This window comes from Candidatus Lernaella stagnicola (assembly GCA_030765525.1).
In the GTDB taxonomy this organism is placed as follows: Bacteria; Lernaellota; Lernaellaia; order Lernaellales; family Lernaellaceae; genus Lernaella; species Lernaella stagnicola.
In genome coordinates this window covers 181,353-193,354 of the sequence record JAVCCK010000008.1, presented here as the reverse complement: position 1 = coordinate 193,354, position 12,002 = coordinate 181,353, and the positions used below count along the sequence as shown (strand labels likewise).

8 protein-coding genes are annotated in these 12,002 nt (G+C 60.3%); 6 read left to right on the top strand and 2 right to left on the bottom strand.

Going from position 1 to position 12,002, the window contains the following annotated elements; all coding sequences use genetic code 11:
* Positions 1-4: 4 nt before the first annotated feature.
* Positions 5-3,382, top strand: coding sequence for a methionine synthase (gene metH, locus P9L99_04130; GenBank protein ID MDP8222525.1), 3,378 nt, complete (start codon positions 5-7; stop codon positions 3,380-3,382).
* 34 nt (positions 3,383-3,416) lie between these two features.
* Here the strand turns inward: metH and P9L99_04125 are convergent, their stop codons facing one another.
* Positions 3,417-4,508 carry a dienelactone hydrolase family protein gene (locus tag P9L99_04125; GenBank protein MDP8222524.1) on the bottom strand — a complete coding sequence of 364 codons (1,092 nt, stop codon included), beginning with the start codon at positions 4,506-4,508 and terminating at the stop codon, positions 3,417-3,419.
* 191 nt (positions 4,509-4,699) lie between these two features.
* On the opposite strand from P9L99_04125, the gene P9L99_04120 reads away from it, so the two are divergent.
* The 5 genes from P9L99_04120 (at position 4,700) to P9L99_04100 (ending at position 10,063) form a co-directional block, all read left to right on the top strand.
* A complete protein-coding gene (locus P9L99_04120; protein ID MDP8222523.1) occupies positions 4,700-6,526 on the top strand; it encodes a bifunctional homocysteine S-methyltransferase/methylenetetrahydrofolate reductase in 1,827 nt (608 codons plus the stop codon).
* 8 nt (positions 6,527-6,534) lie between these two features.
* Positions 6,535-6,696, top strand: a complete 162-nt coding sequence (locus tag P9L99_04115) for a rubredoxin (protein ID MDP8222522.1) — start codon at positions 6,535-6,537, stop codon at positions 6,694-6,696.
* Between the two features lie 21 nt (positions 6,697-6,717).
* Positions 6,718-7,587: a DMT family transporter gene (locus tag P9L99_04110; protein MDP8222521.1), complete on the top strand. Its 870-nt coding sequence runs from the start codon at positions 6,718-6,720 to the stop codon at positions 7,585-7,587.
* Between the two features lie 81 nt (positions 7,588-7,668).
* Positions 7,669-8,250, top strand: coding sequence for a cob(I)yrinic acid a,c-diamide adenosyltransferase (locus P9L99_04105; GenBank protein ID MDP8222520.1), 582 nt, complete (start codon positions 7,669-7,671; stop codon positions 8,248-8,250).
* Positions 8,251-8,347: 97 nt separating this feature from the next.
* The gene (locus tag P9L99_04100; GenBank protein ID MDP8222519.1) at positions 8,348-10,063 is read left to right on the top strand and encodes a YCF48-related protein; all 1,716 of its coding nucleotides are present in this window, start codon (positions 8,348-8,350) and stop codon (positions 10,061-10,063) included.
* 66 nt (positions 10,064-10,129) lie between these two features.
* Here P9L99_04100 and P9L99_04095 read toward each other — a convergent pair whose 3' ends face one another.
* Positions 10,130-11,977, bottom strand: a complete 1,848-nt coding sequence (locus P9L99_04095; GenBank protein ID MDP8222518.1) for a hypothetical protein — start codon at positions 11,975-11,977, stop codon at positions 10,130-10,132.
* Positions 11,978-12,002 lie beyond the last annotated feature (25 nt).

The following is a 12,002-nucleotide window of genomic DNA, read 5'->3' as shown; positions in this document are numbered from 1 at the left end:
CCCCGTGAACCTTCTGGACATCGCCAAGACCCGCATCTTGCTGCTCGACGGCGCGATGGGAACGCAGATTCAAAATCTGAATCTGCCGCTGGAAACCTATGACGGGCGCGAAGGATGTCCGGAAGTCCTGAACCTGACGGTCCCCGACAAAATTCATGAAATTCACCGCGCGTATCTCGCGGCGGGCGCGGATATCGTGGAGACCAATACCTTCGGCGGGGTCGCTCAGGTTCTGGCTGAATACGGCTTGGACGACCGAGTCGAACACATCAACGAAACGGCGGCGAAGTTGGCCCGCGCCGCGGCCGACGAATTCACGACAACCGAAAAGCCGCGCTTCGTCACCGGTTCCATCGGCCCGGGCACGAAACTCGCTTCGTTGGGGCAAATCACTTTCGAGGAACTCTACGCGGGACACCGCCGGCAGATCGAAGGTTTGATTGCCGGCGGCGTGGATATGCTCAACATCGAAACCGTGCAGGATCCGCTGCAAGCCAAAGCCGCCCTCGCCGCGGCCTTCGACGTGATGGCCCACTCCCGCGAAGTGCCAGTGTATGTTTCGGTCACCGTCGAACAGACCGGCACCCTGTTGACCGGCACCGACATCCAAGCCGCCATCGCAATTTTCGAGCCCTTCGCCGTCGACGTGCTCGGCTTGAACTGCGCCACCGGGCCCGTGGCGATGCGACCGTACTTGGAAGAGTTGGCTCGACATTGGCCGCGCCGCATCGGCCTTTATCCGAACGCCGGTTTGCCGGTGCCCTGCGCCACGGGAGTCTGCTACCCGGAGACGCCGGAGGGCATGGCCGACGTGCTGGCGCGTTACCTCGACGAACTGCCGATCCACTTTATCGGCGGCTGCTGCGGCACAACGCCGGAGCACATCGCACGCTTCGCCGAGATCATCGCAGGCCGCACACCGCGGGAACGTCAGGCGGAATTCGCGCCCTCGGTTGCTTCCCTATTCGGCGCGGTCACGATTCACCAAGACCCACCGCCGCTGTTTATTGGCGAACGGGCCAACGCGACCGGCAGCAAGGCCTTTCGCGAGGCGATCCTGGCCGGTGACCACGACACCGCGTTTGATATCCTGGTGGAGCAAGTCGAGCACGGCAGCCACTGCGCCGACCTCTCGGTCGCTTATGCCGGACAAGATGAGTTGCACCATATGGAGAGCCTGGTTCGGCGTGCCGCGAAGGAATGCCAACTGCCGCTGTTCATCGACACGAATCTGGCTGAGTCGGCCGAACTGGCGCTCAAACGTTACCCCGGCCGCGCGGTCATCAATTCGATCAATCTGGAAGACGGCGGCAAGCGTGCCGATATCGTCGGACCGCTGGCCAAGCGTTTCGGCGCCGGTTTGATTTGCCTGACCATCGATGAAGAAGGCATGGCGATGACCGCCGATCGCAAGGTCGCGATTGCCAAGCGCCTCGTTGAGCTTTGTGAAACGAAATACGGCTTGCGGCGGCAAGACCTCCTGATCGACGCGCTGACCTTCACCGTCGGTTCCGGCGACGCGACGTTGAAGGACGCCGCGGCCCAAACGCTGGCGGCGATCGCCCGCATCAAGAAAGAGATTCCCGGCGTCTCCACGTTGTTGGGCCTGTCAAACGTGAGCTTCGGCCTGTCAATGAAATCGCGCCGCGTATTGAATTCGGTGTTTCTCGACCGCTGTCTCGCGGCCGGACTCGACGCCGCGATCCTAAACCCGAAGCACATCGTCCCACTCGCGCAACTGGACGAAACCGACGTGGCCCGCGCGCTGGATGTCATCTACAACCGGCCCGTCGAGGGCGTAGATCCGCTCGAAGCTTTCATCCATCACTTCGCCGGGCGACCCGACGAGGACGACCCCGAAGCCGAAGCCGCCCTGGCGCCGGAGGAGGCCGTACGCGAGGCGGTCGTTCGCGGCAAAACCAAATTGGCATTGAGCAACCTGCCCCTCTTGCTGCGGGAACGTAGCGCCGAGGACATTCTGAACGGCGTTCTCGTCCCGGCCATGAAACACGTGGGCGAGTTGTTCGGTGCCGGAAAGATGCAGTTGCCTTTTGTGCTCAAAAGCGCCGAGACGATGAAAAAGGCCGTGGATTTCATCAAACCGCACTTTCGGGGAACCGGCGCGGCGGGGCCGATGAAGAAGCTGGTCATCGCCACGGTACGCGGCGACGTGCACGACATCGGCAAGAACCTGGTGGACATCATCGTTTCCAACAACGGCTTCGACGTGCGCAACCTGGGCATCAAGGTGCCGGTGCAGGAGATTATCCACGCCGTGCAGGAAGAACGCCCCGCGGCCCTCGGGATGTCCGGGTTGCTCGTGACTTCGGCGATGATCATGGCCGAAAACCTGCGCGCCATGACTGATGCCGGGCTGGATGTGCCGGTGCTGGTCGGCGGTGCGGCGCTGACGCCCGAATTCGTGCGCGACACGCTCAAGCCCGCTTACGGTAGCGGCACGGTCACCTATTGCCCGGACGCTTTCGCCGGTTTGGAAGCCATGCAGGACATCGCCGCCGGACGCGCACCGAGCGAACCGGAGCGGAATATCGCCTCGGAACTGCCGCCCGATTCTTTTCGCCCCCGCATGATCGACATCGACGGATTGGACGCGCCGACTCCGCCTTTTTACGGCAGCCGGGTGGTACGCGGCGTCAAGCTGGAACCGGTGCTTTCCTACGTCAACAAAATCGCGTTGTACCGCGGCCGGTGGGGCTATCGGCGCGGCGAATTACCCAAGGATGAATTCGACCGTCTCATGCGTGAGGATGTGCGCCCGCGTTACCGCGAACTGGTGCGCGTGGTCAAAGCCGAGAAACTCTTTGATCCGCAGATCGTCTACGGCTGGTACCCGGCGCGCGGCGAGGGCTCGGACGTGATTGTCCAGCACGAAGGAAGGCAATGGCGCTTCAACTTCCCCCGGCGGCGCTTCGAACCGGAAGTCGGCATCGGCGATTTCGTCAAGCCGGACGGGGACGTTGTCGGCTTTTTCGTCGTCACTCTTGGCGACGGCGCCGTTACTCGCGGACGTGAAATTTTCGAAAAAGACGCGTACCTCGATTACTACCTGCTCCACGGGCTCGCCGTTGAAACGACCGACGCACTTGCCGAGTACGCCCACGCGATGATGCGCCACGAAATCGGCATCGGCGAAGACCGGCGTCTCAACTGGCAGGAGTTGGTCACCCTGGCTTATCGGGGCAGTCGCTATGGCTTCGGTTACCCGGCCTGCCCGGACCTGGCGGCTCATGAACTTGTTTGGGACATGCTCGACCCGGAACGCATCGGTGTCACCCTCGGCGAGGGATATCAAATGGTGCCCGAGTACTCGACGGCGGCCATCGTCATCCACCACCCGCAGGCGAAGTACTTCGCGGTGTGAGGCACCGGCCGTGCGAATCCGAGCTGCCCACGCCTCATCTACCCCGCCGGCCAGAACGCAAAAAACTGACAATAGGTTCCACGCCTTCCGGAAATCCGTATGGAAACACTTTGGTCGGGATGGGGGAAAATTTTTCAACATCGCTTATGAGAAAACGTGAAATGTCTGGAAGTGCCGGCATCGCGTCACCTGGGACAACGGAAAGAACTTGACCAACTTGGAAGTATTTTGCGGGCCAATCATCAAGACACACAGCCGCAAGGCCAACGTCTAACCACCGCATGACATTGGCGATGCTCCCGCCGCCGGAATGCCCGATCAGGGAAATCCGGGTCGGGTTCACGTAATCGAGCGTCTTCAAATATGTCAGCGCTCGGATCGTCTCATAAACGCGAATCGCCAACAGCGAGGTGCCGTGCTGAAGTGCGCTTTTTGCAAGACGTGATTCGTTGCCGTCGGCGCACATGACACGGAAAGACGGCATCAAAACGACGAACCCTTGCCTTGCGAGCTTGTCACCGTTGAAATTATGAAGAAAATCCTCGGCGCAACCCGGGTGGCCATGGAGGCCGATGACGGCCGGAAATCCACCGATTGGCGTTAGCCCGTTGGGAACCAGGAGGATGATTTTTATTTCGCCGACAAGATCGTCGACGAGAAGAATCTCTCGGGCTTCACTCCCGTTCTGCCGCCAACGCCTGGTTTCAATGACGGTCATGTCTTTTTCAACACCCGCGCCGAATACCGTTTCGATTGCGAGCCGGCGTGTCACTTCGGCTTTCATCTGATCGACCGATGGCCGGTCCACCAACGGGGCTGCTTGCTTAGATTGAATCAACACCGTCTCGCCGCCAATTGCGTGAGGCGTGCTATCGACTCCGCCCGGGGGTATCTTCGAAAACAGGCGCCGGAAGTAATCTTCGTCGCACCGGCAACGCTTGTAGAATTTTCCGTTCTCGGTGTCCGCCTTTTCACATGTCCAAACCCGATCGACCTCGAAGCGATGCACGATGGGAGATGGACGCGGCGCCGAGGCGCGGTTCTGTTGTGACTGCACCAAAAGCCCGATCCATAAGCCGGCGACGGCGCCGACCACGGCCAGCCCAATCGCGAGGCGTTTCACCACGCGGCAATTCCGCTTTTCTCATTTTCCGCCATGAAACCACTGTAACGAATTTGCGGCACACTGTCACTTTTCCCCGAAAAAGGCCGTTGATCCACGCCACGTTCAATCGCGATGCCCGACCCGGTCTGGCGGGTGGCACCTGTACCAACTGCAAAGGACTGGCTACAATACCAAATCAGCGAGGTTGCAACATGGCAGAGAAAACATTGCGGGAACTGTTGGCGGAGCGGGTCGTCGTCTTTGACGGCGCAATGGGCACGGAACTGTACAAGCGGCACCAGTTCGTCAACGTTTGTTACGATCAGCTCAACCTGACGAAGCCGGAAATGATCCGCGAAGTACACGAAGCCAACAAGCGCGCGGGCGCCGACGTGCTTACGACCAACAGCTTCGGGGCCAATCGCCGCAAGCTGACGCCTTTTCTGCTTGCCGATCAAACCTTCGCCATCAACAAAGCGGCGGCGGAAATCGCGCGTGAAGTGGCCGGCGACGACTGCCTGGTCGCCGGCAGCGTCGGTCCCTTGGGCGTCGCGGTCGGCCTCGGCGGGTTGGAGCCCGAAAAAGCCATCGAGATGTTCGCCGAATCGATCGGCGGTTTGAAAGCGGGCGGCGTCGACTTCTTGATCATCGAAACCTTCAGCCGGCGCGAAACGCTGCTGGCCGCCATTCGCGCCGCCGCGCAACACGACATGCCCTACATTCCGAGCATCACCGTCGGCGAGCAGGGCATCACACGCTACGGCGAAACAATCGACATGATCTACGCGCCCTTCCCAGAGGATTTGCCGGAACCGATCATGCTGGGCTTCAACTGCGGCGTGGGCCCCGCCGAATGGCTGGAGTTTCTGGAGCAATTCATCCCCCGGTCGCCTTACCCGGTGCTCGTGCAACCCAACGCCGGGTTCCCAAAGACCGTCGACGACCGCCTGATCTACATGACCAGCCCCGAGTACTTCATGACCTACGCGCTGCATTTCGTGCAGGTCGGCGCGCGCGCCGTCGGCGGCTGCTGCGGCACCGCTCCGGAACACATTCGAGAATTGGCGTCGAGCGTCAAGACGATGCACAAGAAGCACGTGGAGATTGTCGAGAAACCCGAGGCGGACGTGGAACTCGTCGACGCCTGCGCCACCGAGGAGAAATCGCGTTTCGCGTGGAAGATCGCCCATGGCCAGTGGGTAACCACCGTAGAGATCGTCCCCCCGCTGGGATACGACTTGACCCGCACCATCGAACGGGCAAGGACGTGCCACATCCAGGGCGTGGACGCCATCAACATTCCCGACGGGCCGCGCGCCTCCAGCCGCGTCAGCCCGCTGATCGCCGCGATGCAGATTCAACAGAACGTCGGCATCGAGGTGATCCTGCACCTGACTTGCCGCGACCGCAACGTGATCGGCATGCAATCGGACCTGTTGGGCTGCGCCGCGGCGGGCATTAACAATATTTTGATCATCACTGGCGACCCGCCGAAGCTTGGCGACTACCCTTTCGCAACGGCGGTTTTCGACCTGGATTCGATCGGCTACACGAAGATCGCCGCGCGGCTTAATCGCGGCGTGGATATCGGCGGCCACCCGGTGCGGCCGCCTACGTGCTTCATCATCGGCGTGGGCACGGATCCGACCCATTTGGATCAAGAACGCGAGGTCGATCGTTTTCACCAGAAGATTGAAGCGGGGGCCGAGTATTGCATCACCCAACCGGTTTTCGACCCGGAAGTTCTGCTGCGTTTCGTGGAACGCGTCGGCGATTCGCGCATCCCGATCCTCGCCGGGATCTGGCCGCTTGCCAGCCTTCGCAACGCCGAGTTCATGAACAATGAAGTGCCCGGCGTGCACGTGCCCGAAGCCGTTATGAAGCGTATGGCCGGCGCCGCTACCAAGGAAGAAGCCCGCGCCGTCGGCATCACGATCGCCCGTGAACTGCGCGATGCGATGCGCGATCATGTGGCGGGCATTCAGGTCAGTGCGCCTTTCGGCAACGTCAACACGGCGTTGGCGGTCATTCAGGATTAGGAGACCGTATGCCTGAAAAATATGTCTGCGTGAATTGCGGCTATGTCTACGACCCGGCAAAAGGCGACCCCGCGCGCGGCTTCCCGCCCGGCACCGCGTTCGAGAACCTGCCGGATAACTGGACGTGTCCGATTTGCTACGCGGCCAAAAGTTCTTTCGATAAACTCTAACCGCGCGCGCCGCAAACTATCGTGAAGCGCTCCACCCTCCTCATGCTCGTGCTGATGAACGTCCTGTGGGCCGGGACCTACGCGGGCACCAAAGACTTGATGCAGCACGCGCCGTACTTCCTGGTCACCTCGACGCGTTACCTGGTCGCCGTCGTGCCGTTGCTGCTGATCACGTACGCCCGCGGCGGGCTAGGCATCACCCTGGGCGATTTCGGGCGGTGCGTCGTCATCGGCGTTTCGACTTTCACCCTCTGCCCCCTGTTAATGTACACCGGCGTCAGCATGGGCCGGTCGTCGGACGCGGCGATTCTCACCTCGGCGGAGCCCCTGCTCGTTTCGCTTGGCGCTTATTTGTACTTGCGTGAAAAGGTCGGCCGGCGCACCGCGGTCGCGTTGCTGATCGCTTTCGGCGGCGCGATCACGCTCTCGGAATTTTGGCGCACCGGCGGTGCGATCAATCCGTTGTCGGTTTTTCTCATCGCCGGCGGCGTTTTCTTCGAGGCGATCTTCTCCGTTCTCGGTAAAGAGCTGTTGTATCGAAATCCGCCGCTGAAGATCGTTACTTACGCCTTGCTGAGCGGCTCGCTCGTAAATGGCATCGCCCTATCTTTTCTCGGCTTTTGGCCGAAGCTCGGCGCACTCACGTCAGTCGATTGGTTTGTTCTTGTCGTGTATCTGTCACTCATTTGCACGGTCGGCGGCTACACCTGGTGGTACATCGCGCTGCGGGAAGACACGACCTCGAAGGTCGCCATCACCATCTTCATCCAACCTGTGGTGGGGATCCTCGTTTCCTGGGCCTGGGTCGGCGAAAGACCGACATGGAGCCAGGGCGGTGATCCTCTTGGCCGTCGGGCTCGCGTTGACCCAGCCGCGTCCCGCGCCGGATAAAGCCGCACCGAACATCACGCTTACTTGACTGCCCGCGCGAGCCCACTACATTTCGAATGCAACCGAAACCGCGAGGATGCCATGGGATCGCAAATCTACACGCGCAAGGGTGACAAGGGGCAAACATCGCTCGTGGATAACCGCCGCGTTTCCAAGGATTCCCTGCGCGTCCAAGCCTACGGCACCATCGACGAGGCCAATTCGTGGGTGGGTGTGGCGCGGGCTTGTACCCAAGATTCGACCCTCGGCCCCGCGCTGACCTATCTGCAAAACCGCTTCTTCAATTGTTCGTCCAACCTGGCCACACCGCCCGACTCAGACATTACGCCTCCCGGAATTGCGCCGGAAGACGTCGCTTTCTTGGAAGAGGCCATCGACCATTTCGAAAAGACGACCGGCCCGCTGTCGCGCTTTATTCTGCCCGGCGGCTCACAATGCGCGGCGTTTCTGCACGTGGCCCGCACCGTCTGCCGCCGCGCCGAGCGGCTGATTGTCACCCTCGCCGCCGCTGAAGATGTGGACCCCCTGGTGCAGAAATTCATTAATCGTTCCAGCGACTTTCTTTTTGCCGCCGCGCGTTTCGCCAACGCAAGTCTGGATCGCGACGACGCCTTTTGGGACGCCGACCTGCCACGGCCGAATCTCAATAATAGAAACGATTGAGACATCGTTTATTTGACTTTCCGCCGCTTTTACCGGTAAATGGCACCGTTTTGAATGCGCTTTACGACCACCTCTTGGTCGCACCGAAGGAGCCATGATGAAAAAATATGCGTTCTTGATTTTCTTGATGATTGCCCTCACCGCCGCCACGACGGCGCAGGCCGAATACGGCGAGTGGGAGAAGCTGCACTCGCTTGGAGGGCCTCCAGGATTATCCAATGCCGTGTTCTTGAGCTTGGGAATCGGCGACATCGACAACCTGTACACCGCAGGCTTGCAGCAAGTCGGCGGCTTCGATATGGACAGCGGCTGGAAGAGCGTCGACGGGGGCTCGAATTGGGATCCGATCATTCAGACCTCGGTCGGCGGCGGCAACGAATGCTCCATACTTGAATTGTTTTCCTTCACGCTCGCCAACGACGCCGCTTCGCCTGACCGCGCCGCGTACGCCGGTTTCGGCGTCGATGATGAGTGCATCGAAAATACGCCCGCACCCGAGTGCTTGTTCAAGTGCATCTTTCAAATGAAGCCGTATATTCTTTACACCGAAGACGGCGGCCAGACCTTTAACGAAGCCGAACTCAACGGCCCGGCCATGTTCAACATGATCATGATGATGGACTTCGTGGATGAATCCGTCGGATACGCAGCCGGTATGCCGCATTTGTTGGTACGCACGCAGGACGGCGGCGCCACGTGGAATAAAATCAGCGCCCCCGGCAACCTGCTGACCTTCTTCAACGCGGTAAAATTCCTCGATCAAGACACCGGCTTTCTAGCTTCGGGATTGCCCGAGGACGAAAAGGACGCCCTATCGATCGAAGACCCGCAGCAACGGGTCGAATATTTGCTGCACATGGCCCGGCTGGCCAAGGACCCGGTGTATCGCATGGAATATCGGGAGCAAAACGCTTCCGCAAGCAAAGGCACGGCGGGCATGGCATGGCGAACCGACGACGGCGGCGCCACCTGGACCCTGATGCTGAGTCAACCGAACTACAGCTTCCTGAACATCGAGATGATCGATAGCGACAACGGCTTCATCATCGGCGAGCCGCACTCGGGCGCGACGCCCCTGGCGCTCTGGCGCACCACCGACGGCGAAAACTGGGAAGACGTCTCCGATACGCTGCCCCAAGACATGGGCAACGTGCAGAAGTGGGCGGCTGCGGCCTTGTCGTTCCAGCCCGAAATCGGCGATGTGGGCTTCGTCGGCGGCGCCGGCCAAAGCTTCATCAGCTTCTTGCCCGTGCTCCTTTATACCGACGACGGCGGGGATACCTGGAATTACGATGAAACCATCGAGGAACTCGGCAACCCGATCTTCCAGCTTAAATGGGCCAACCCGAAAATCGCCTATTCGGTTGGCATCGACCTTTCGGTATTCCGGTACACACAAACGAACGTGCGGCCCTTCGCCAACGCGGGCGAGGACCAGGAAGGCGCCGTCGGCGACACGATGACGCTGGACGGCTCCGCGTCGATGGACTACGACGATGATCCGCTGACGTACGTGTGGACGCTGTTTGACGGCCCCAACGTCGATATCGCCGACACCGCGGTGGACCTCACGTCCTTCGTGCCGATCGAAGCGGGTGAATACACCTTCGAACTCACGGTAAGCGATGGCCAGGAAGATGACGGCGACACCGTTTCGTACAAAATAGCCGCTAATACTGACGACGATGACGCTGATGACGACACCGACGGTGACGACGACGACACCGATAGTGGCGACGATGACGCCGGTGACATTAATCCGCCGGCCGACGATGATGATGATAACGACGATGAGGGCGGGTGCGGCTGCTAGTAACCGCAACAACACAAACAAAAAAGGCCGGGCTTCGTGCCCGGCCTTTTCTATTTCAGATTCTTGTTACTTCACCCAGCGAGCGTACCAATAAGCCCAGCGGAAATCGACGCCGGGAAGCATGCCGCTGCCGTCGCCGCCGCCGTTGGGCGTGTAAGGATCCGAGCGCCAACGGTAATTGCTCGGCGGCCGCACGCGTTGTGGAATCGGCTCTTGGCAAATCAATGTTCCCTTGCGCCCCACCTCACCCAGCGGATGGACGATCGTGCCGTCGTTGAGTTCACACAAATGCGCCGCCAGTTCGTCTTCGTCGCAGTTGACGACTTCGTAATCCCAAAACGGCGGATCCGGAAACTCGCGCAGGGTTTGGACACCGCGAGCCACGGCGTCGTAATCGGCCGGCTCCAACGCGGGCGCGTAAGCCGAGGAGCCACCGATCGCCGCGGCGTATACGAAATCGAAGAGACTGTAGGCGTACTCTTCCGGCTGGCGGCTCAGCAGCAACAGGCCGTTCTCGTACATGTGAACCTTGATCGACCAGCGAATGCGGTCGCGCGCCTCCGACGTGGCGACATAGCGCGCCGCCATAAGCGCCCCCTCGAAGGCCATATTCGAGCCGCTGAAGTTCGTTTGCCACCAGAGGTTCAGACCGAGTTGATGGTTCTGAATAACGCGGTCGAGTCCCCGCTCGCCGAGCAGATGGTCGTATAGATAGTCGACGAGTACCGGGTCTTCCGACACGTAGGTCAGTGCGGAGACAATGCCCACGGCCATCGTGGCGAACAAGCCGTCTTTCAGGGGAATAAACGGCAGGTACACTCGGTCGTAGGCGTTTTCGTTCAAGTAACCGTGGTACGTCGTGCGACCGTCCGCGTCGTAGATTTCCAGGTCGAACTCACCCCACGGCGGCGCGGGGCGAAGCTTCATGAGTTCGCGTCCCATGTCGCCGGCGAATTGCTGGAGTTTGTCCTTATCTTCCTGGGCGAAAGTCGGATCGTCTTGAATGACTTCCCACACCGCGCCGACCGCGTTGGCCCAACCGAGGTACATATCGCGGGAGCACGAGTCTTCCCACTTGTAACCGGGGTAGCGGTTATCGGGCGTGTTATCTTCGCGCCACGTGCCGTTGTTTTTCTCTTCGGGAAGTGGATCGCCGAACTCGTCAAACAGCGGCGTGGTCTCCAAGTCGGCGCAGTAGCCGGGTGTGTCGATTTTGCAGATGCCGCGGGGAATGATGCCCGGGATACCGGTGATCTCAAAGGCGATGAACATGGTTTCGATGTCGCGCTGCAAAAAGCCGCGCGCCAAGTCGACCTCGTCCTCGGTGTAGCCTTGGTCGCGCATCACGCCGTAGCGGTAGGCGTCGGCTGCAATGCCCACTCCACCGTAAAGGCCGGCGACTTTGTGGAAGGTGTCGACGACTTCGTCTACGGTCTTGCCCGAAAACGCTTCGAAATCCCAGCCGTCGGTTTCCTGAATGAACTCTTCGATGAGCAGCCGGTCTTCCTCGTCTTCAAGGTTGACCGACACGTCGGCATTGATGCCGTGGCCGGCGCAGTTGAATACCAAGTGCGAGCGGTCGTACATGCGAGCCTTGGCTTCGAGCTCGGCGTCATACCCCGGCTCGCCCGGACCCGGCAGCAGCGCCGGATAAACAACCGGCGGCGAGTCATCGTCGTCATCGGCAAATGTGTCGTCGTCGGTGGCGTCGTCGTCGACGGGCGCGCTATCATCGTCGTCGACCAATGCGCTGTCGTCGTCGGCAATCCCGTCGTCGTTGTTGTTGTCGGCGCTGTCGGCGCAACTGGCGAGTATCAGCATCGCCGGTAAGCAAATGAAAACAATCAGCGAGAACCAGTGTTGTGAACTTATGACTTTTAGACGCGCCACTGAAATTTGTTTTTTTCGCGGCAAAGCGATAACCTCCTTGGCCGAATCG

Coding starts and splice junctions, on each gene's coding strand:
- P9L99_04105 (MDP8222520.1), top strand. CDS start 7,669: ATGGGATCGCAAATCTACACGCGCAAGGGTGACAAGGGGCAAACATCG.
- P9L99_04120 (MDP8222523.1), top strand. CDS start 4,700: ATGGCAGAGAAAACATTGCGGGAACTGTTGGCGGAGCGGGTCGTCGTC.
- P9L99_04100 (MDP8222519.1), top strand. CDS start 8,348: ATGAAAAAATATGCGTTCTTGATTTTCTTGATGATTGCCCTCACCGCC.
- P9L99_04115 (MDP8222522.1), top strand. CDS start 6,535: ATGCCTGAAAAATATGTCTGCGTGAATTGCGGCTATGTCTACGACCCG.